The sequence below is a fragment of the Pseudomonas sp. RL_105y_Pfl2_101 genome (genome assembly GCF_963970585.1).
In the GTDB taxonomy this organism is placed as follows: domain Bacteria; phylum Pseudomonadota; class Gammaproteobacteria; order Pseudomonadales; family Pseudomonadaceae; genus Aquipseudomonas.
This window is the reverse complement of sequence record NZ_CAXAPG010000036.1, coordinates 1-21,745: the sequence shown is the minus strand read 5'-3', so window position 1 is coordinate 21,745 and position 21,745 is coordinate 1. Positions and strand designations below refer to the sequence as shown.

The window sequence follows — 21,745 nt, the reverse complement described above, 5'->3', positions numbered from 1 at the left end:
GCTTTGGAGCCATGCCTGATGTCGCCCAACACACACTTTACGCCGCTGATTCTGGCGGGCATTGCCTTACTGTGCGGCTTGTCGGTGGCCAATGTCTACTTCAACCAGGCACTGCTGCCGGTCTTCGCCGATGCCCTGCACGCCGATGCCCTGCACGCCGATGCCGGGCAAACCAGCTGGATCGCCACTGCATCGCAGATGGGCTATGCCTTGGGGATGTTGCTGATCGTCCCGTTGGGCGACAGAGTGGCACCCTTGCGACTCTGTCGCGTACTGCTGGTGTGGACCTCCATCCTGTTATTGCTGGCAAGCCAGGCCACCCAGCTCTCATTCCTGGCAGGCGCCAGCTTCCTGCTCTGCATGGGCACATGTATCCCGCAGGTGCTACTCCCCTACCTGGCCGGGCTGGCCACTGCCGGCGAACGCAGTCGAGTCATTGCCTGGGTACAAACGGGGTTGGTCACCGGAATCCTGCTGTCCCGGGCCATTGCCGGATGGTTGGCCGATCACCTCGGCTGGCAGTCGGTCTATTGGGTGGCGGCTTCTGCCATGGTCCTGTGTGCACTGGCGCTGCCGAGCATTCTGCCCCGGCGCCATACGCCTGGGGTGTCCGTTGCCTACGGCAGATTATTGAGCTCGATGTTGCATCTGTTCTGGCATGAGCCGCTGCTGCGCCTGTCCTGCGCCCTGGGCGCAGCAATCTTTGCCGCGTTCAGTGCGTTCTGGTCGGTAATCGCTTTTAAACTGATGGCGCCGCCCTACAGCATGAACGCCGCAGATGTAGGGTTGTTCAGCTTGTGGGGCGCCCTCGCCACCCTGCTGACTCCTGCGGCCGGTAAACTGTGTGAACGTTTCGGCACAGTCGCTATCAGCCTCGCCTCTATCTTGCTCTGTGGCCTGAGCTTCGCCTTGTCGATTGCGTGGGCCAACACCTTTATGGTGTTGCTGGCGTGCGCCAACCTGCTCAGCTTCGCCTTGCAACTGGGTCAGGTGGCCAACCAGACGCGTATTTTTTCCCTGAGGCCGGAAAGTCGCAGCCGTTTGAACACGGTGTATATGGTCTGCAATTTTTGTGGTGGAGCGTTCGGTAGTGCCATGGGAGGGTATCTCTGGCAGCGTTTCGGATGGACCGGATGCGCCTTATTGGGATTGCTGTGCGCCGTATTGGCGATGGTTGCCTTGTTGGCGATTCTTAGACCGCGGCCCAAACAACTTCCCGCCATTTAACCATTGAATGACTGAGCGTCCACATTCGTAACTTGTTATTCCCTTCCTGCACTGACTAGTTGTATTGGTTAGCCACACCAATACAACTATCCTCGCCCTTCCTGATTCCTCCCTTCGTTCAAGTCACCCACTCGTGTCTCTATCAACTCATTGGCCTTTTGCGCAATGGCGTATTTAGCATGACCGGACCTTGGACTTATAGTTCAGACAGTTTAGCCTAAAACGCTCAACTGCTTTGAAATACTCTGAAATACAATTGCCCGCAGCAAACAGATTTTTCGGAAAAATCAGGCAGACTCTAACTTGGCAGAAAAGTCAGGGCGTTCGTTAGTTCCCTGGGCTTCTTTTAATCTCTCAAACAAGGAGTCTTCGATGACTGTCATCGACTCTGAAAAAGTGTGTATTTTCATACCCTTCGCCGGGGGCAGCGGTTTGTCCTTTGAAACACTGCGGCGTGCCGTAGGCACTTACATGCCCGTGATGGGCGTCACTTACAAAGGCCGCTATCAAAAAAATGTGACGCAGGCACCAGGTACTGTCGACGCAATGGCGAACGAAGTCATTGCACTTATCGACAACCTGGCGGCGCGCGAGGTCATTATTTTTGGCTATAGCCTTGGTGCCATCGTTGCCTACGAAGTTGCTCGTCGCCAACATGAGTTTGGCCCGCGACTGATCAATCTGGTGGTTGCAGCCTGTCGTGCTCCGCACATTTTTAATTGCGCGCAGGTAACACTCGACGATTCTGAAGAAGTGTTTATTCAAACGGTTTCCAAGTTTGGTGCCATTCCGGATTTCATGTTCAAGCACTCGGCGGCGAAGAACCGCATGTTGCCTTCCCTTATCAAAGATTTCCAGGCCGCCGCCTTGTATCGCCACGTTCCCGGTGACCCGCTGGACGTTCCCATGATGGTTCTGGGCGGCTGTGAAGACCCATTTGCACCGGTCCAGGATGTTATTGCCTGGAAGGAGCATAGCCACAATTTTGTCCGTCTGGAGTTTTTTGAGGGAAACCATTTTTTCCTCACCCAGCATATTCCTGCCATCACAAAAATTATTACCGAGCCTGTCAACCCGGCAGTACTCCTGCCTGTTTCATCCCGATACCTGGATACATCAGCACGCATATAAAGGTGAAAAAAATGGAAGAGCTCAGTGTTTCAAATGGCGTTTCTTTGTGCCCGTTTTCTGGATTTTCCTCGCTCAATGCAGAACAGCAGGAATCGCCCAGGCATTACATAGTGGTGGGGGATCGAATCAAAAGTCAGTGCAGTGACAATATGTTTATTTCGGTGACTGCCGCAGAAGAAATGGTGACCCAACTTGATAGGGGCGAAAAGTTGACCTTGCATGTCGGCCAAGGCATTACCGACGAGCAACTCAATACCCTGTATGGATTCAAGGCGGCCCTGTCGCCGACATTGAGTATCCTTCCAGTGGATCGCCACCCTCGTGCTTCTTCAACAGCCACTCACAAGTTGAAGAACCATAACATTGCCATCTCCGCGCCCTGCGAAAACGGCAACGGTACTTACTCTGCCTTGCTGATGATAGATGATGCCAATGCCGAACTAAGCGATCATCTGACCGGCCAGCACGTTTCCGGAATGATGGTCATCGAGGCCGCCCGCCAAATGACCATCGCCGTTGCAGAAGCCTATTACGTGACACCGGCAGCCAAAGGAAAAGTCAACTTTGTCACAAACAAGATGGACGTTACTTATATGGACTTCCTGTTGCCGATACACACGGAAATTCTGTGTGTTCCCATTGAATTACGCCGCTCTGGTGCCTCGAATTTTCGTTTTAGCTGCCGCCTTGAGTTTAAGCAACAAGGCCAGTGCCTGGTGGTACTCGGCTTTGAACTATCGGTGATCGACTCGCGCTACTTTCAACTCAAGGAAGCGCAACTTCTTCACCAATTCGTCAAACGTCTCGCCTGATCCACTTTGAGAGGAATCCCTATGAAAGAGCAAATTCTCGGCATCATTTATAACGCGATTGAAAATGAAAACCACAGTCTCGCCCAGCCCATCAGCCTGGAAAAAGGCGAAAACACCGCCCTCTATGGTGTCGGCGGCGTCCTCGATTCAATGAGCCTGGTGTCCATCGTGATTGACGTCGAGCAGATGATCGAGGAGCAACTGGGGGTCAAGATGACGCTGGTCAACGACAGCGCCATGTCCCCCAAGCGCAGCCCGTTCCAGTCGGTAAAGACCTTCGCCAACTACATTCTCGAGCTGAATGCACAGGTGTCTCATGGCCGATAACACGCCTGTCACGCTTATTACAGGGACGCGCAAGGGCATCGGCAGGCATCTTGCCGAGTACTACCTTGCCCAGGGTCATCGTGTGATCGGCTGTAGCCGTTCGTCCAGTGATCTGAGCCATCCGGGCTATGACCACTTTATCGCCGATGTGGCCGATGAACAGGCCATCAGCGAACTGATGAGGCACGTGCGCGGCACCTGCGATCGGCTTGATTACCTGATCAACAATGCCGGGATCGCCAGCATGAACCACTCGCTGCTGACGCCCTACAAGACCGCGAAAAACATCATGCAAACCAATGTGCTGGGCACTTTCCTGCTCAGCCGGGAGGCGGCAAAGCTCATGCGAGTCGGGCGCCAGGGACGCATTGTGAATTTTTCCACAGTGGCCAAACCGTTGAAGCTGGAAGGCGAAGCACTGTATGCCGCGTCCAAAGCCGCCGTGGAAACCCTGACCTGTGTGATGGCCAAGGAGCTGGCCAGCTTTGGCATCACCGTCAATGCCGTGGGCCCTACACCGATCGATACCGATCTGACGCGGGTCATCCCTGCACAAAAAATGAAAGACCTGCTGGCGCAACAATCGCTGAAGCGCTTTGGCACCTTCGACGATGTGACCAATGTGACGGATTTTTTCCTTTCACCGCGCAGCAATTTCATTACCGGCCAAGTCGTGTATCTCGGCGGCCTCTAACTCACGTTCTCTTGCAAAAGGACTTCACCATGAACCTGGACGCCATCAAGAAAGAACTGGCAGAACTTCTGGAACTGCGCGAATCGGAACTTCAAGTTGATGTATTGCTGCACCCCCTGAGCAATTGGGATTCATTGACCAAGGTCACGCTGCTGGGTGTGTTGAATGACCAGTTCGGTTTTGCCTTGAGCCCTGCCGTGCTCGATGAAGTTGAAACCATGGGTGAGCTGTTCGATGCCATCCAGGCCGATGCGGCTGACGCTCGTGTCAGTGAACCCTCATGAACGCGTTTATCGATGGGGTGTCGATCCGCGCGCTGTCGGCCGCCATCCCCAAAGACGTAATGACCCTGGCCGATTTCGCCACGTTGTTTGGTGAAAAAGAAGTGCAGCGGATCGCCAAGAGCACCGGCATCCATCAAGTGCGGGTGGCCAATCGGCTGTCGACGGTGGATCTATGCGCCGCTGCTGCCCTGGCGTTGTTCGATGCGGCGGACATCGATCCCGCCAGCATCGATGGCCTGGTGGTCGTCACGCAAACGCCCGACAGCCTGATGCCTGCCAGCAGTGCAATGCTGGCTGATCGCCTGGGGTTGAAGAAAGCGCTTGCAGCCTTCGACCTCAATTTTGGCTGTTCCGGCTACATCTATGGCCTGTTTCAGGCGGCCATGCTGATCAAGGCCGGCGGCTGCCGCAGAGTACTAGTGTGTACCGGCGATGTGATCAGCAAATTGCTCAATCCTGAAGACCGGCACGTGCGGCTGGTCTTCGGCGATGCCGCGACCTGCACACTGCTGGAAGGCGGCGATCAGGCACTCGGGTTTGCGTTCAATACCGATGGCGCCGGCGCGCAATACCTCAACACTGCGCTGGATTACACGCCCAGCGCCACCAGCCGGGTACAGGCCGCCGGGCTGCATATGGACGGCGGCCAAGTGATGAACTTTGCCCTGGAGAAAGTGCCGTCGGCGATCAACGCCTTCATTCGCGACCAAGGCATCGACCCTGAGCGTGTGCCGTTCTTCCTGCTGCACCAGGCCAACAAATTCATGCTCGATTACCTGGCCAAAAAGCTCGGTGTTGCGCCGGCCAAGGTCCCCATCGAAGTGGCTGACGTGGGCAACACCGGCCCCTCGTCGATCCCGCTGATGATCTGCAAGCGGCACGGCCGCGAAGACTTGCGGCAGGACAACCTGATTGCCTGTGGTTTTGGCGTCGGGCTGTCGATCGGCATTGCCCATTTATCGCTGCGCGATGCTCACATCATTGCTCCCGTAGAAGTACCTGCCCTCCCTAACTGACCTGACAATCAAGGAAAGATGACCATGACTATCCAAGCAATTTGGTTCGACTTCGGCGGCGTGCTGTCGCCTTCCATCGACGAGCTGTACCGCGTCTACCAGGAAAATACCGGCATCAGCCGCAGCCAGATGGAAGCCGCCATGCATGCCGTGGCCAAGCCGCTGAATGTGCAATTCCAGGCGCCCATCGAGCTGGCAATGATGACTCAGGTCGAATGGGGGCAGGGCATGAGCAAGGCATTGTCCGAGCTGTATCCGGGCATTGATTTGAGCCGTTGCGATTTCGATAATCATGGCGAGCAGTGGTTTTCCCCGCACAACGTCAACGAACACATGTTCGAGCTTTTCCATGAAGTGAAAGCGGCCGGCCTGAAGGCGTGCATCCTTACCAACAACGTAGTGGAGTGGGAAGCGCCGTGGCGGCGTATGGTGGGCCTGGATGATGTCGCTGACAGCATCGTCGATTCCTGCAAGGTAAAGCTGCGCAAACCGGACCCGAAAATCTTTGCGCTGGCGGCCGACCAGATCGGCGTACCTGCCGCCGCCTGCGTGCTGATCGACGATGTCGAAGAAAACTGCGAAGCCGCGCGAGCCGCCGGTTGGCACGCCATTTTATTTGTCGACAGCCTCGAGACTCAGCATGCCGTGCGTGCACTCATTGGCGCGGCACAACCCCGCGCACAGGCAGGTGCCCGATGAACATGCGCGTCCATCCCAGCGTGCTGGATATCCCCAACCTCGACGCAGCGCCCTATTACCAAACCGTGGGCTGGCAAGGTCAACTGCCGCAAATCAGGTTGCCCAGCGGCCACGTCGCCACTCACCTGACCGGATACGCCGACTGCAAGGCGTTTCTGGCCGACCCGAGCATCAGTCGAACCCTGTGTAACATCGAAAACGGCCCGACCTTTCTCCCCGGCCCGACTCAACCGGAACTGTTGCTCAATCTGGACAACCCGGCTCACATGCGTTCCCGCGCGACCGTCGCGCGTGCTTTCAGCAAGCGTGGCCTGGAAAGCGTGCGCCAACACGTGACCACTGTGACCGTCGACAGCATCGAGCAGATGCGCAAAGGTGTGACGCCGCCGGACCTATTTGCCTCGGTGCTGGAGCGCCTGACTTCATCGACGGTGTGTCACATCCTCGGCATCCCCGAAGAGGACCGGCTGCTGTTCCGGCCCTGGAGCCAAATCATTCAATCGGCGCCGCCGGACGATATCGTCGGCATCGAAGCGGCGGTCAACGCCAGTTTCGATTACATGATGGACTTCGTGCAGGGCCGCAGGGGTGCGCATCCGGACGGCTTTATTCGCCAATATGTCGACCAGCGTCACACCCTGGAAGACCCGCTGAGCGACCGGGAGTTTGTCGGCGTGCTGCTGGGTATTCTGCTGGGGGGCGACCATAACGCCCTGAGCGTGATGACTAAAAGTCTCTATACCTTGCTGTGCGCGCCATCGCTCTGGCAGCACGTCCGGGAAAACCCCGATCGAGCGCCGCAATTGATCGAAGAGCTCATTCGGCTGATTCCCATCGGCAAGTTATCGGCGTTTCCCCGGATGACCACCCAGGCCCTGCAAACCAGCCGCGGCGTGATTGCGGCGAACACCACGGTGTACGCCAACGTGTTCCTCGCCAATCGCGACCCCAGCGTGTTCCACGCACCGCTGCTGATCAATCCCGACCGCCAGGACAAGGCCGCGCACATGCAATTCGGCCATGGCATCCACAGCTGCATGGGCCCGGCGCTGGCACGCCTGGAAATAGCCACCGTGCTGTCGACCCTGGTACAGGCATTGCCCGACCTCGAACTGGCATGTGACCCGGCGTCGATCCGCTGGATCAACGGCACGGTACTGCGCCGCCCCGACGAACTGCCCGTGCGTTTCTGATGCCATTTCAATCAAAGGAATAAGCCATGATCTTTAAACCGCTGATAAACGGCTTTGCGCAGTTTTCGAACCAGATCTTTCTGAATGACCCTGAACAGTCCTACACCTACGCCCAGTTGAGCGACGAGATCGGTGTTCAACTGGAATGGTTGGCCGCCAATGGCGTGGCCAGGCAAGCGGTAGTTTTCATGAGCGGCGACTTTTCGTTCGCGGGCATCGCGCTATTCCTAGCGCTGTACCAGAACGGCCACATCATTGCCCTCAACACCGCTGAAAACCAGGCGGAAATTCAAAATAAGCAGGCGGCGGCAAACCCTGAGTTTGTGATCGATATCGATACCCGACAGATCCGGCCATGCGTCCTTACTCAAGCTCCGGAAAACCCGATGATCGGCGAGCTTAGAAAACAGGGGCATGCCGGCCTCATTCTATTCAGCAGTGGCACCACCGGCACACCCAAGGCGATGTTGCATGACCTTGACCGACTGGTGGGCGAATTTTCCGAAAAACGATCTCGACGCCTCGATATCTTTCTGTTTCTGCTGTTCGATCATATCGGCGGCATCAATACGCTATTGAACATACTTTCCATTGGCGGAACGGCAACGATCGCGGCCAGCAAAACCCCGGACACCGTTGCCAGCCTGATTGAGAAACACCGCATTACCGTGCTGCCGACCTCGCCGACATTCTTGAACCTGATGTTGATCAACCAGGTGTTCGACACCTGCAACCTCAGCAGCTTGCGCATGATTACCTACGGCACGGAGCCGATGCCGGAGAGTTTGTTGCTCAAACTGCGCGAGCACCTGCCACGGGTAAAATTTCTGCAGACCTTCGGCACCAGCGAGACGGGCATTATCAACACCAGTTCGTTGTCATCCGATAGTCTGTATATGCGCTTTCAGGAAGGCTCGAGTGAACACAAAGTCGTCGATGGTGAGCTTTGGCTGCGCAGTGCGACTCAAGTCATGGGCTACCTGAACCACTCAATGGACAGCTTCACTGACGATGGCTGGTTCAAGACCGGCGACCTGGTGGAGGTCAATGCCGATGGTTACCTGAAAATCCTCGGTCGCAGCAAAGAGATCATTAATGTCGGTGGCGAGAAGGTCTACCCCGCGGAAGTTGAATCCGTGCTGCTTCGCCATCCGCAGGTGCGTGATTGCAAGGCGTACGGCGAGGCCAATGGCTTGACCGGGCAATTCGTCGCTGCGCATATCGTCCTGGATAGCGACTACGGGGACTCGACGGCGACGGTGCTACGCGATATCCGGCACTTTGCCCGGCGGCTGATGGACGCCTATAAGGTGCCGGTGCGCTTGAAGTCGGTGGAGGCTATCCAGTATTCGGCGCGTTTCAAAAAACTGCTGATCGACTGAGTGTGTGGCGTGCCCTGAAGGAGCAATCAGCCGCCTTCAGGGCTGCTCATCAGTTGCGCTTCACCGAGAAAATCAATGAATGCGCGGGTCTTGGGTGACAGCAAGCGGCTTGGCGACCAGACAATCCAGAAATCCCCCTCTAGGCTCAATTCGGGTAACACCCTGATCAATTCGTGGCTGGCCAGGTATTCCTGAATGACGAAGTCAGGCAGGTAGGCCAGGCCCAGGCCATTACGACACGCTGCCAGGACCGCTTCCACGCTGTTCATGACCACCGTGGTTTCCAGGCTGATCTTGACGGTATCGCCATTGACCTTCAGCCACCAGGGCTGGAGTTTGCCATTCGAGGGGAATTTATAGGCGATGCCTTTATAGTGCTGGAGATCCTCGACGCTCTTTGCCGTACCATAGCGCTGCAGGTAGTCGGGCGCTGCGCACAAGACGAACCTGAACGTGCAGATTCTTTTCGCTGCAAGGCTGGAATCGGGCAGTTCGCCGCTTCGGATCACGGCATCAAAGGCTTCATCGACCACATCGACCAGTCGGTCGCTGAAGTCCAGGTCCAGTTCGATTTCCGGATAGCGCTGGTAAAACTCGCGCAACATTCCTGAGATCAGACGATAGCCCACGGCCGGCAAACTGATTCGCAGACGCCCTCTGGGGCGGGTCTTGGAGTGGGAAAGCGCGGCCTCGGCATCCTGCAATTGCTGGAGCAAGGTCCGGCAACGACCAAAAAAATCCAGGCCTTCGCTGGTCAGGCTGATTTGCCGGGTACTACGGTGGAACAAGCGCACGCCAATCCGCTCTTCAAGACGGCTGACACTTTTTCCTACTGCAGAAGACGAGATGCCCAGCGCTCTGCCCGCCAGGGTAAAACTTTGATTTTCCGCTGCCCGCACAAAGGCAATCAACCCGCTCAGATTATCCATATTCCGTGTCCGCCCGGGGTCGATAACTACAGACCTATTGAGGCTTCAGAATCCGACGGGTCAAAAGAGAGGCATCGCTGCTTTATTCTTGGGAGTTAAACAGCACTTCTCCCCGCCTATTCGTCGATTTTGGAGTCTGACGTGACGCCACATAGAGAGCAACCATTTTGTCGGAGGCCGCAACGACAAAACGCCTTGGTGGCTTGCGAAAAGCCAATAACGGTAAGCCTGCTACAGGCGAGGACTTTGTAAGGCAGCTAAATAGTCGCCCTCAAAAACACGAAAACACGAAACGCCCGCTGAACGATTTAGCCAATCTGTTGCATCGACCGGTTGAAATCACAGGCGTTTTTTGCAATTGCGGCAGTGTTCTTCGAGCAGGTTCATCAGCAAGAGAATATCCACGCTGAGATAGATAAAGGCGGACAAGCGATCTTGGAAGGCTGCCTACTCACGATTCGAGCGTCAGATCAGCAATTCTCGGTTGTTCCCTAATCGCTTCCAGATCAATAGAGCGGTGAGTCGATAGTAATACCGGGTAGCGTCGGAATGGTCTTTCAGGTGCTGAGTGAAAAACCAGCGCACATGCTTGAGCTGCCAGGTCCAGGGATTGTCTCGCTGCCATCGTTGTTGAATGGCCGCTTGCATGACTCGGGCTTGGCGTAGGTGTCGTTGCTGCGTGACCTTCGAGCCGGTCAGTACGCCGCTCAGGAACAGCGCCATATTGAACGGCTTGGTCACGCTCGACCTCCAATGTAGGCCGAAACCACATCGATCCGGTTATGCCCGAGCTCAGCGCTGATCTGTTGCCGCGTCTGTCGATCCAGTTCGCGGTCAATGCGATAGCAGTGGCCACCATTGACTGGTGCGGCGTGGCCAGTGAGCTGTTCGTAACGCTCGCAGGCGTAGGCCGCGCGCAGTTCATGAAAACCTTTCAACCCTTGGTCATGTAGCGTTTCGCGGGCAGGGAGCACGGTCTTTTGTAGGAACACGGAGTAGCTTTCGTCTCGGGCCAACAAGTTGCGGCTGCGGGGCGGCGATGCATGACGAGCCAACTGCAGGGCCGCTCTCACCTCTTCATTTGCCACGACCCATCGCGGCGCTGAAGCCCCCGAGCGGCCACCTTTGGTGCCGTCCTGAATGTTGATGCGGCCTAAGTGTTTGGCTTCGCGGTGCAAGCGTGGCAGGTCAGCCAGGATCGCTTCGCGCAGGCGCATACCGGTTGTTCGGGCCAACAGGACAATCGCGGCCACCCGCACGTGTTGCAGTTCGCCCAGCGCCTCGAGTACTCGCCGCACCTGTTGGTGGTCTTGGCCATCGGGCGCGCGGGTGCGTACGCTCGAGCGCTGCTGTCCCAACGCCTGGCTCGGACTGGCGATCCTCACGTCCTGATCAGCGCGCAGCGCCGCGAGGGTACGGTTGACGCTGCTCAGGCGGTTCTGCGCGGTTGCGATGCAGAGTTCACCTTGCTGAATCTGCTGGCGCAGGTACGCGGCGTAATCTTGCAGCGTCTGTCGATCGATCTGACGCGCATCGTTGTAACCGGGGCCGTCCTCTGACCGACACCAACGTACGAACGCTTGCCAGCGATCGCTATGCGCTTTGACCGTGGCAAAGTGGCCGCCGGCAAACAGATCCTTGAGCGCTTGTGGGCCGGCGTAGCTTAGCTGGCGTCCGTAGCCAAAGTTGCGACCCTCACGCCGACCGACCAGAGTCATCATCTTCACCGTTTTCGTTTGTTTGCAGAAAGAGCAGCAAGGCTTTCCAGTAGGGGCTGAGCCTCTCCAGCTGCTGCCAGTGTGTCGGGCGGATCAGGAGGGCGTTCTCCTGGTGTTGCAGCAGTGCCCCTTCCTCGCGCAGTTGCTTGATCAGCCGGGCGAGGTTGGCAGGCTCAAAGGGGGGTGTGGCGACAGCGGCGACAGTGGCGACAACCCGCGTCGTTTCTGGCCTGGCGCGTGGCGACAGGGTGGCGACAGCGGCGGCGACACGCCGCGATTCTGGTTGCGGTTGAAGTTGCGCCTGGTAGCGGCGCACCGCGTCATTGAGGCGAAACATGGCGGACCTCGAACGTTTTTCCGTCGCGGCTGCTCAGCCAGCGATGAGTGATCAGCACGACCAATAGAGAGGCGGTATGGTCAGCGCTCTTGCGGGCAAAGCGAGGGCCGTTGCGATTGACGTCGCGAATGGTGAAGTGAGTCCAGCCTTTCTGCACCAACCAGCGCAGTAGTCGATCCGCCTCTTCGCATCGGCTATTGACCGGCTCCTGTTCGGTCAGGCGCTGGATCTCGGCCAGGTAGTAATCCATCAGGGTGGAGGCGCGCTGGATGTGTGCTTCGTCCAACGCACCGGCCTCTTCAACCATGGCCAGCACACCTGCGATGCGCAGTACATTCGCCGCGGCCTTGCCCGCGACAGGCTGGACGCCGGCTAGCTCGCCGAACTCGCCAGACTGACATTCGATGGTGTCGTGAATATCGATCCAGACCCGGCGGGCACGGGCCGTCAGCTCCAGTGTGGCGGGATTGAGTGATCCATCCTGGTGAAGTGACCAGGGCTTTTGCAGCAGGGCGGTGATCCGCTGTTGGTAGCGCTGAACCTTGGCATCTCGGGTCAGGTCGATCGCCTTGTAGAGTCGTTGGCCGGCCAGGCGCTCGGGCCAACTGATCAGGCAACGGCCGAGGACGCCTTGGCCAGTGATCACCGGGTCTTTGAACAGTTGGTTGGCCAGGTAGGGCTGTAGCATCAGATGCAGACTGAGGCGACGGTCATAGGCCCGCAGACTTTCCCCCGCCATGGAGCGCGCCCGATCGATCGGGCTGCCATCCCACAGTGTCGACAAGGTGGTGATCGCCTTGAGTAGGTTCTCTTTACTCATGGTGCTGCTGCCCAAGAACTGACCACCTTCATCATTAAACAAGCCCATGCTGGGCAAGCCATGGCACAGGCTTTTGACCAGGGCCTCAATGGTGGGTTCGGCAATGATCAGTCTCGGCGGTACCGGCTCGGATAGCTCACCGCCTTCCGCCTCCGCGTGTTTATTTGAGGTTTTGGGTTTGGCCATGATGTTGGTAGCGGCGCGATAGGTTTTTAGCTTTTCCGCATAGAGGGTCCACTGCTGTCGTTCCCAGTCGCGCGCCGCCTTCAGTGCCAGCTGATCCACCGCGCTTTTACGATCACCCGAGGACGCCACCGTCAGTAGGTAGAGGGACAGCGGATAGGTTCGACCGTCGAGTTGGACATTGGCATGGCCCTGACTCACCAGAGCAGCGCTGGCCAGCACCGATTGTGCAGCCATGGCGCAGGGCACGCCGATCACCTCGGCCAGTCGCTCGACCGCGGGGCCCAACAGACCCCCGAGTGCTTCGACCGGATAGGGCGCCTGTTGGTATTCCAGCAATGGTTGTGGTGGCTCGAACGCTTCGCACAGTTGCATCGCTATTCTCCTGAGATTATCGACTTCGTCCTCACTCATCCCGCCACGGTTGTTGAGTGTTATCAGGGTTCAAGGCCCCTGCGACCTGTGAGGTTTGTCCACTTACGCGGGACTGACGGCTCCTTACGACCGGGAGCTTGGGCATCTCATGATCTGGCCTCCTGAGCACTTCCGAAGAAGTGGGCGGGTGGAGGCTGCACTGGCTGACGAGACCGGTGCCGCGAGATCCTGAGTCGGGTGAAGGCAATGAGGCGATGACCGGGGCGTGCCTGACTGTCAGTCAGGTGCAGTCCATTCCTTGGGCTGCGGCACCATCATCGGCATCGCTGTTGATGGTGACTTCGGTGTTTGTCACGCCGATTGTCACGAGGAGGGAAGCCGCAAAGGCCCGTGCGAGCAGGGCTGCAGCAGTGTGATATGCGCCCGTCTCTTTAGGGGGCAAAGAGACGGGCAACAGGTTGGCGCAAGAAATGGCCAAGCGAATAAATTGCTGCGGAGCAGCCAGGAGAAGGCCTGAGTTGCCGCAATGGGCAAAGCTGAGAAGTAGGCATCCATCACATCGCTGTGACCGTGCGAGCCGCCGGACACTAATCGCACTTGGGGTGAACCACCACGATGTGGCGTAGCCTCAAAGGTTCTAGCTACCTGGGTGCTATCGAGGACAGCGCTTGTACAGTTCTGGTTTAGCGCTCGTTCTGCTCGAGGTCAACCGTATTTTGGGGGCGGCTGTTGCGCCAATCGATAGCGCTGGAAGACCTTGGAGGCCGGTGGCTTTCCATGGCCGGGTGGTCGTTTGTCGGTTTTTAATGTGAACCTGCGTAATTGCATGGACTTGACCGTTTGCATTGTTACTGACTAGTCAATTGCAGTCGTGCGGATCAGCCGTTTTCATTCGACTTGATCAGCACACGCTGTGGTGACGACCAGCGGACAGCGGCCAGAAGCGGCCAGTTCAGCGGCTGGCGCACGACACTTCCACAGTACTGAAGAATGCAATGTCACGATCAGCCGCGCCAGCACTGGATCAGTTGGGAAAACCGCAGACGCGCTGTCTGCTCGGGCGTGCTCAGGCTGCGGGTGATGTTGCTTTAAACCCGATCAAAAGGCTCACGGATATCATCATTCTCAACCGAAAAGTTGAACCATGGACCCAGTAGATCTAATAGGGCAGGATCCCGCAGCCGAATCTATTGCCGAGAAGTTCCACCAGGCTGAGCAGATCGGTATTGGGGCGATTCCTGTGGTTCGGAGTGTCTGCGGTTTCTCTCTCACAAACCGTTCAGTCGGCCATGCCAGAACTGACAGGGAGTCGGCCATCCGGCGGTGTATGACCAAGCCCCGCCCTAGTGGGCTTGAAGAGTCAACGCTCTAACAGTGGGCCCAACCTAAAGCAGAACATCCACAAATCGGTCGCCGTATTCGGGATAACGAGCGCTATAGAAAGGCCAACCTTGAGGGCGTTGCTTCCATTTTCCAGACCACCCCGTGTTGTAGTTGAATATAATTTCTGGGCTCCGGCCATCTGCAACCAGACGTTCTATCAACCCATGGTCGGGGTGGCTGTGCGTTTTGCCGCTGGTGCTGATCAGAAAACGTTTGCACCCCATCAGCTTCAACAGGGGCATGTGAGTGTTTCCTTTACTGCCGTGATGAGACACTTTCAAAAGGTCGACGGTATCTACGCCCGGGCCATTCAGCTCAAGCCCTGCCTTCACCACCTCTGCAAATGCGTCCCCGGCGAGTAACGCACGCTTGTTATCAAAGGTTAGAAGCAAGGCAATGCTGCTTTGGTTTGGTATTGAGCGATCCGGCGTATACGAGTGGACGCGCGTGGCAGAAAACTCCTTCGGTGGCCATGTGTCGGCACGGCCGAGGGCATCCCCTGGTACCTGGTGTGGCTCGGCGGGCGGTACGGCCGGATTTTTCCAAACCCTGGCCAGTGCAGACAGCCCGCGCTGATCAGGCGAAAGCACTCGGATTTCGAGCCCGTCTGGCAGAAAGACTGGCTTCGAAGCCTGCAAGACGGCTCGACCCACGTTGTCGTCCCCGTTTTTTTGAAAATACTTGTTCCAAGGCAACCCAAGCTTGCGGATAAGGGCGGACAGCGCGTCAGCCTCCTTCGCACCCAAGGCGTCGGCGGCGCCCAGATGGTGGTAACCGTTGAACCAGACGTCTTCGATTTCCAGCCACGGTGGTAGCGCTTCGAGCAATTCAATTACGCCCTGAATATGGTCAAGATCATAATGAGTGACCACCAATGCCTCGAGCTTCAGCACTTCGTCCACCCGTGCGCGCTCAAGCACGGACAACAGCGTGGCGATCGATTGGGATGGACCGCCATCGACGAGCAGGTGGCGTGGACGCTCAGCCATGCCATAGCTCACTAACAGCGCGTCACCCTGTTGAACTTGAACTGCCCGTACTCGAAACATATCAGCCTCTATTGATCATGCGTTGCCGAGCACCACATCTGCGTCACCGAACGCCACTACCGCCAAGCCAAGGGCTAGCCCGTCGGCTAGGAGTTTTCTGCGGATATTGCTCATGATCGTGCCTACATAAGCCGAATTAGGTGCCTGGGCCGCATCGCGCAAGGTGGTCGCCAAGTCTCGTGCGACGCGGTTGGCGTGGCGGCCAAGCACGGTGGTCATTGCCGCTATCACCACACGAGCACCGTTTCTTTGAAGGATCGCCGGCAAGCTTCCGCCACGCGCGTCTCCTAAGCCGGTTGAACAACCAATGGCAATGACCACCTGGGCATCGCGGATATGCTTCTGATCGATAGCGCCCTGATTGAGGTCGGAGTTCGCCCCCACATACAGGACGTTATCTTCTAAGTGGATCAGTAGCAGCAACAGCGCAGGTGAGGGCGTGGAATCCTCGAGGCTGGCTTTCCAGGCCTTCCAGTCCGTAATGCTGTTGACCCCCAAAGCCGCCTCGATGCCTGCGATTCTTACTACCTCGTGGGGCAACACGTCTTCGTCTTCGAAATCGTCCGCCCTATTGCTGGCAGCGAATGCAATGCTCGACAAATCCTTGATCCGGTGCCGCTCGAGTTGCTGTTCGCCTGATGCCCCCCACACTTGCGCAGCCCGTCCTGTCTGCCAGGTATGGCGCTCGATTACCGCCGACACGCCCAAAAAACCCATGGGGCATAACGCGTCGCCAGATGCGCGGATGCTACAGTCGGCAATTGCTCGGCCCGCTTTCAAGCACCCTGCGCGTTCTGCACATAGCGGGGCCTGGGAAGAATCCGGCAACGTGCCCTCGAATAGGTATTCAATGGGAAAGAAAGCATCGCTCTGAGTGACCAACTGCACTCTGTCAAGCTTGCTCGGCCATTGGGGAATCACTTCCCGCAACCCATCCATTATGATCTTGCCGCGGTTGGCCAACCGGACCATCAAAGGTGCCAACGGCGCGTTCGGGTTGGCGACGGCTTCATCGAGCACGTTCAGCAACTGCTGCCTCGCTGTTGTCAGATCGTATTCTTTGAGCGCGACATGCATAGCGCTTCCATCCGCGGTAATGGCGGTCACGCTTGGCTGCTTCCCGAGGCTGTCATTCACCAGCAGTGCGACATCGAACCCTGCTTTTGCCCGGTCCAGCGGGGTAACAATAGTTTCAATAAAGAAGCGGATTGCCCCGCCCCGCTCCGCCTGAAGGCGGGCGGTTTGAAGAAGCTGTGCGCCGTCGCTGATGATAAAGCGCAGATCTATCTCATTAACGTCGGCGTTATGGTTGAAGGTTACAACTGAAGAATTCCCTGTTCTGGACAGCAGCAGCGTTTGACTCACCGGCTTCTGCCCCAGTTCGAACATGTGGACTTGAAGAAGCTTACTGTCTCCCTGCCACTCAATTCTGTCTTCGGGAAATGCCGGGATGGCTGCATGCAAAGGAGTTTTCGGCTCAATGCCCACGTTGATATCTACTTGGCCGCTTGTCGGCCATGCCTGTAACTGCTTGGCGCCTTGGACAACGGTGGCGGTCAAGACCCGCTCGGTAGGTGGCGCAGACCGCGAAATCACTTCAGGCGGAGTAGTTACTTCATAGTCCCTGAGATAAATACGATCGCCTGAATAGGTGATGGATTCGGTCTCGGTTTTGAAGCGAGTGTAGGATGCGTTGGCGCCTACAATGAATGACTGGGTAGAGGACAGAATCAGCGTCTCCAGGCCCAAACCTTTGTTAGCGAACTGCATAGCGTCCAACAAAGGCCATCCGTTCGAGACCCACAGTCCGACGACTTCTTGCAACCAAGCCGCTGCACGTTCCCCATCCGCCTGCACGTGAACGACACTTTGCGCGTATAGATCCCGGCGCAGCACACTTACATTGGCGAACGCATCCTTGGCGAGCTGACCGTAGATAACGATCAACTTCGCCGCCCTGATCTGCTGAACTGCCTCGACGGAACCGGCGATGGCAATGTCTACTACCTCGCCGTCGTCGCGCCACTCAACATCCTCAAGCGCTTTGATACCGAGGGCATCACGGCCAAGAGTAGGGCTGGTTATCACGCAGTGACCGCTCGACAATGCCGGACGCATAGGAAAACGCGGTCTCGCGTTAACCTCCCATTCTGGAATCACCCGCAATGGGCCAAGCAAGTCGGACAGTTCCAGAACGGAGGCGTGAACAGTGCCGCTTCCCCCTGGCCAACTCCACACGGATCTGGACACTTTGATGGTTACACGGCGCCCGCTTTTCAGTTTCTCAAAAGCTTGGGCCAGCGCCAGAGCCCTCAGCGGATCAACCCACTGATCGGCATCCAACAGACTGGCATCGCCGCCCCACGCAGCAGGCCTGTACTGAGGCACTGCGTCATCAAGACAGTCGAATGTCTTGGATTGGTCATGCCACCATGACCAATCCCTTGTCTCCAGAAGAATTCCCAATGCCGCACGGGCTGCCGGGCCGAGGTGTGCGTCCTCTTCGCCTAGCCATTGGATGTCCTTTTCCTGTTTGCTCATCTCGAAGTTCCTATTACTCGGCTATGCTACTGATACGCGGCAAGTGGAATCAGGTATATATCGATAGGCGCCCCAATTGGTGGCGTCGCCGCTGGCCGAGCAAGTTGCGCCCGTAATCAGTCTAAACATACCTGTTCCCCAACAGTGTCCTGTTCCATGGGCAGGTTGCTTGCCCCACCCATCATGAACCCCAAGCGCCATCAGAACCGCCCAACCTACAGACCCCATCTGGACCAGATATTATATTTATACACGACTGGTTGTGACGCTTCCCAAATGTCAAAAGCAAGTACTTAAGCGTTGATTCACGGCTCTCATGTTTATGAAAAAGCCCCGTCATGGAAGACGGGGCTTTGATTGGTCACTCACCTTTTTTGTGCTTATGCACATCTAAATCAGGATGTTTAGGCTTGTTCTCGGGGGTAACACGACGACGCTGGTCTTCTTTTCCGGTCGATTGAGCTATTGGTTTTGGTCCAGGTTTGAGGCCCATATGGCTATCTCCTTCAATTGGTATGTACATCTCTTGGCAAAACATCGACATGTAGATGGCCGCCCAGCACCCTAATCACGAACACGCTTGAAACTGTAGCTGATATCTTTATGCCAGCAAACTTCCTTCAGCCTTCACTCTTATGTCTCCTACCTGCGGACGGCCCGGCTGCTATGGTCTGTTGCAGGCCTTCAGTGCTTGGCTGACGTACTTGCGCTGAGTGGCACCCGCTGACACCCATCAACAGCAAGCGGCTGGTCAGCGCGAACGCAAACGACTGGTCAGTGGCAATGCAATTAGGTGGTCCAGTGAGACGCAATTACGTAGAGCCCATGCGAGTGGGAATGCGGAGCCTTCCCGCTCGCGTGGGCTTAGCCGAGAAAGCCCCAAGAGCGAAACTTGCAACGGCGACAGTCGCCACTTTTGTCGCCATGCTGCAGGCCGAGTACGACGCGGGTTGTCGCTGGTGTCGCCGCTGTCGCCAAATCAACTATCACTCTATCTGGGGAGTCATTTCCGGTTACCTGTGGCGTCCGGTGAGCGCTCACCGTATGGGCACGACGTTGTGGTCCCTGGTTTGATTGATCGCAGATGCCGACAGGTTGCCAGTGGCTGCTTTCTGGATGTGGTCACTCCACCAAGCCATCATCGGTCTCCGGCGTTCGATGTAGTCCGCTCGGTTGTAGGCACTTCGGACTTCGTCCTTGTCGACATGCGCCAGCGCGACTTCGATCAGCTCCGGATCCCATCCATGCTCGTTCAGGATGGTGCTGGCCATGGAGCGCATGCCGTGGCTGACCAAGCGGTCCTGGAAGCCCATGCGTTTCAACGCCATGTTGGCGGTCTGGCTGTTGGCGTGGGTGCGCGGATTTCTATCTGCCGGGAACACGTATTCCCTGTGGCCGCTGTGGGGCTTGAGCGTCTCCAGTAACGCGAGTGCCTGTTCGGTCAGCGGGATGGTGTGCGGACGACGCTTTTTCATGCGCTCCGGCGGGATGGTCCAGATGCGTTTGTCGAAGTCGATGTCTGCCCATCGGGTGGTAGCCGCTTCGGCAGGGCGGGTCATGGTGTGCAGTTGCCATTCGATCAGGCAGCGGGTGATCCGCTTGATGCTGGCGTTTGCGATTTCGATCATGAGCTCGGAAAGCTCATCGGGTCGTAGCGCGGCCATGTTCTGTTTCTTGGGTTTCTTGAATACCGCCCGAATGCCACTGAGGGGGTTAGCGAAAATCAACCCGGAGTTCACCCCGTAGGTCATGATCTCGTTGAGCCGTTGGCTCAATCGCTTAACTGTCTCGAGGCTGCCTTTGGCCTCGATTGGGCGAAGCAGTTCGATGACAATCGGTGCGGTAATTTTCGAGAGCGGCGTTGTTTTCAGGTCTGGAAATACATGCAGCGTGAGCGATCGCCAAATGTCTTCGGCGTACGCCGGCGTGACGGAGTCCTTCTTCAGCTCGAACCAGGCGGTGGCCACGTTCTCGAACGTATGTTCCGTCTCCGCTCGTTTGGCTTCGTCCTGTGCATTGCGTTGCACCTTGGGATCAATGCCTTGTGCAAGCAGCTCGCGTGCTTCCACCACTTTTTTCCTGGCGCTCGCTAGCGAGAGCTCTGGGTATGTGCCCAGCCCCATATTGATACGATTTTTGGTTACCGGCTCGCGGTAGTTGAAGTTCCACAGCATCGAGCCATTGCTCCTGACTCGGAGCTGAAGGCCGTCACCATCGCTGAGGACGTAATCCTTGTCTTTTGCCTTGACTGCCTTGAGCTGGCGGTCGGAAAGGCGAAGGGCTGGAGCAGGCATGAGAGCTACCTCTGACACCGTTTTGGTATTCCAAAAAATAGCACCGGATGGCTTGGAATACCATTTGGAATACCCAAACGGCTGGAACTCAAAAAACCTCTCCAGCGCCCAGTAGCGCTTAAATCCTTGATTTCACTGGATTTCAGGCACAAAAAAAGACGTCCGTGGACGTCTTTAGATGATGAAGTGGTGGAGCCGGGGGGATTTAAAATATTTAAATAAACTATTGTTTTAATTAGATTTTTTTATAGGTTTATTAGTAAGTGCCCCCATAAATGCCCCCGTGCACGTATTTCCGATGAGCGGCTATTTGAGGAGTTGAACTGGCGTCCTGAGTTATCGTTATGCGACCGGGCGAGGCCAGTCAGCCACCGGCGAGCATTCAATAGACTCGTTCGTGTGCAGCATAACCTCGGTTGCCTGGCCAGGAGGTTTTGATGTCCAGCTCAGACCGGGTGCTGGGTACATGTCAGGTCACGCGGTTGGGTTTTTTCCGCGGTAGCGCACCATGGGCTCATCTAGGACGATTTGAGCTGAGGTGCGATATGAGACACTCGAAGGTTACCTGCCACAACTGTGGCAACGCGATGGTTCCGAGGGCGTCATATAGCCGTGGTTTCTGGGGGTATTCGCCTTCGTCCAATCATTGCCCCTTTTGCCTGAGTGAGAACTGGCACGGCGGAAACCCAGGGTTAGGGGCTCGGCTGTTCGCTTTGGTTGGCCTGGCTCTTGGTGTTCTGGCTTGCGTGTTGGTGGGAGCTCTTCTGTTCAAGGTGCAGTGGTGGCTTGGTGTCGAAGGACAGTGGCCTCTATTGACGCTGGGCACATGTGCGGTGTCGGTTAGCGCGGGATACCAATTTTACAACTGGTTTATTGATTGCTGACCGTGATTATTGCTGTGGAAGGCAGCAATCGGCCCAGAGTGTGTAAAACGCTTCGCCAAAATTGCAGTGTGGGCATCCGCGTTAAATCTTAAATTTATCGGCACGTCAGCAGATGTGGATTTCGCGTAGAAACGCGATTCTCAGTCCGGTTTTGAGCATCAGACGTGCTCAAAAACGTCTTTACGCGGCCTCGGCCAAAAGCGGACGACCAGCCGGGAAGCGGCCCCATTCCCGAAGAGGCCCCTCACAAGCGCACGCGTTCGGCCAATAGGTGCCAGTCGCTGGTATCTGGGAAACTATGGACGATTCAGGCATCGGGCAACGGGCTGACCCAAGTCTTCCCTAGGGATGGTCTGAAATAGCCGGATGTTTTCCGGCTATCGAGCCGTCAGTACTTTTCAAAAAACGACCCGCGTCGAAATTTGATCCATTTTCTTCATTTTTCAGCCCTTCCGGGCGCAGCAAGG

General features: G+C 56.7%; 19 protein-coding genes. 10 read left to right on the top strand and 9 right to left on the bottom strand.

Features of this window, described 5'->3' with window-relative positions; all coding sequences use genetic code 11:
• The first annotated feature begins 18 nt into the window (after nucleotides 1-18).
• From AACY31_RS25100 to AACY31_RS25055, 10 genes are all read left to right on the top strand, one after another.
• Nucleotides 19-1,227, top strand: coding sequence for an MFS transporter (locus AACY31_RS25100; RefSeq protein ID WP_339505250.1), 1,209 nt, complete (start codon nucleotides 19-21; stop codon nucleotides 1,225-1,227).
• A gap of 372 nt (nucleotides 1,228-1,599) precedes the next feature.
• A complete protein-coding gene (locus AACY31_RS25095; RefSeq protein ID WP_339505248.1) occupies nucleotides 1,600-2,358 on the top strand; it encodes a thioesterase II family protein in 759 nt (252 codons plus the stop codon).
• Between the two features lie 11 nt (nucleotides 2,359-2,369).
• Nucleotides 2,370-3,170 (top strand): AfsA-related hotdog domain-containing protein, encoded by an 801-nt coding sequence (locus AACY31_RS25090; RefSeq protein ID WP_339505247.1) that lies wholly within the window; start codon nucleotides 2,370-2,372, stop codon nucleotides 3,168-3,170.
• A gap of 21 nt (nucleotides 3,171-3,191) precedes the next feature.
• Complete coding sequence (locus AACY31_RS25085) at nucleotides 3,192-3,497, top strand: hypothetical protein (protein WP_339505246.1); 306 nt, start codon at nucleotides 3,192-3,194, stop codon at nucleotides 3,495-3,497.
• Entirely contained in the window at nucleotides 3,487-4,191 is a 705-nt protein-coding gene (locus AACY31_RS25080) for an SDR family NAD(P)-dependent oxidoreductase (RefSeq protein ID WP_339505245.1), read from the top strand. Before AACY31_RS25085 ends, AACY31_RS25080 begins: the two co-directional genes overlap by 11 nt.
• 29 nt (nucleotides 4,192-4,220) lie before the next feature.
• Nucleotides 4,221-4,475 carry a phosphopantetheine-binding protein gene (locus tag AACY31_RS25075; protein ID WP_149630750.1) on the top strand — a complete coding sequence of 85 codons (255 nt, stop codon included), beginning with the start codon at nucleotides 4,221-4,223 and terminating at the stop codon, nucleotides 4,473-4,475.
• The gene (locus AACY31_RS25070; protein WP_339505243.1) at nucleotides 4,472-5,491 is read left to right on the top strand and encodes a ketoacyl-ACP synthase III; all 1,020 of its coding nucleotides are present in this window, start codon (nucleotides 4,472-4,474) and stop codon (nucleotides 5,489-5,491) included. The genes AACY31_RS25075 and AACY31_RS25070 overlap by 4 nt, the downstream gene beginning before the upstream one ends.
• A gap of 24 nt (nucleotides 5,492-5,515) precedes the next feature.
• A complete protein-coding gene (locus AACY31_RS25065) occupies nucleotides 5,516-6,190 on the top strand; it encodes an HAD family hydrolase (protein WP_339505242.1) in 675 nt (224 codons plus the stop codon).
• Nucleotides 6,187-7,383, top strand: coding sequence for a cytochrome P450 (locus tag AACY31_RS25060; protein WP_339505240.1), 1,197 nt, complete (start codon nucleotides 6,187-6,189; stop codon nucleotides 7,381-7,383). The genes AACY31_RS25065 and AACY31_RS25060 overlap by 4 nt, the downstream gene beginning before the upstream one ends.
• A gap of 26 nt (nucleotides 7,384-7,409) precedes the next feature.
• Nucleotides 7,410-8,765 (top strand): ANL family adenylate-forming protein, encoded by a 1,356-nt coding sequence (locus AACY31_RS25055; RefSeq protein ID WP_339505238.1) that lies wholly within the window; start codon nucleotides 7,410-7,412, stop codon nucleotides 8,763-8,765.
• Between the two features lie 26 nt (nucleotides 8,766-8,791).
• On the opposite strand, the gene AACY31_RS25050 is transcribed toward AACY31_RS25055, so the two are convergent.
• The 9 genes from AACY31_RS25050 to AACY31_RS25010 all read right to left on the bottom strand — a co-directional run bounded on the left by AACY31_RS25050 (nucleotide 8,792) and on the right by AACY31_RS25010 (nucleotide 20,394).
• A complete protein-coding gene (locus AACY31_RS25050; protein ID WP_122843097.1) occupies nucleotides 8,792-9,694 on the bottom strand; it encodes a LysR family transcriptional regulator in 903 nt (300 codons plus the stop codon).
• A 465-nt stretch (nucleotides 9,695-10,159) separates the two neighbouring features.
• On the bottom strand, nucleotides 10,160-10,435 hold the full coding sequence (locus tag AACY31_RS25045) for a hypothetical protein (protein WP_339505237.1): 276 nt from the start codon (nucleotides 10,433-10,435) through the stop codon (nucleotides 10,160-10,162).
• Nucleotides 10,432-11,412, bottom strand: coding sequence for an integrase domain-containing protein (locus tag AACY31_RS25040; protein WP_339505235.1), 981 nt, complete (start codon nucleotides 11,410-11,412; stop codon nucleotides 10,432-10,434). The genes AACY31_RS25045 and AACY31_RS25040 overlap by 4 nt, the downstream gene beginning before the upstream one ends.
• Complete coding sequence (locus AACY31_RS25035) at nucleotides 11,390-11,749, bottom strand: hypothetical protein (protein ID WP_339505233.1); 360 nt, start codon at nucleotides 11,747-11,749, stop codon at nucleotides 11,390-11,392. The genes AACY31_RS25040 and AACY31_RS25035 overlap by 23 nt, the downstream gene beginning before the upstream one ends.
• The gene (locus AACY31_RS25030) at nucleotides 11,733-13,127 is read right to left on the bottom strand and encodes a YfjI family protein (protein ID WP_339505231.1); all 1,395 of its coding nucleotides are present in this window, start codon (nucleotides 13,125-13,127) and stop codon (nucleotides 11,733-11,735) included. Before AACY31_RS25030 ends, AACY31_RS25035 begins: the two co-directional genes overlap by 17 nt.
• Nucleotides 13,128-14,512: 1,385 nt before the next feature.
• Complete coding sequence (locus AACY31_RS25025; RefSeq protein WP_339479186.1) at nucleotides 14,513-15,499, bottom strand: ComEC/Rec2 family competence protein; 987 nt, start codon at nucleotides 15,497-15,499, stop codon at nucleotides 14,513-14,515.
• A gap of 75 nt (nucleotides 15,500-15,574) precedes the next feature.
• On the bottom strand, nucleotides 15,575-18,100 hold the full coding sequence (locus tag AACY31_RS25020; RefSeq protein WP_339479184.1) for a hypothetical protein: 2,526 nt from the start codon (nucleotides 18,098-18,100) through the stop codon (nucleotides 15,575-15,577).
• A 361-nt stretch (nucleotides 18,101-18,461) separates the two neighbouring features.
• Complete coding sequence (locus AACY31_RS25015) at nucleotides 18,462-18,593, bottom strand: hypothetical protein (protein WP_256573472.1); 132 nt, start codon at nucleotides 18,591-18,593, stop codon at nucleotides 18,462-18,464.
• A 544-nt stretch (nucleotides 18,594-19,137) separates the two neighbouring features.
• A complete protein-coding gene (locus tag AACY31_RS25010) occupies nucleotides 19,138-20,394 on the bottom strand; it encodes an integrase domain-containing protein (protein ID WP_339505228.1) in 1,257 nt (418 codons plus the stop codon).
• Between the last annotated feature and the right edge of the window lie 1,351 nt (nucleotides 20,395-21,745).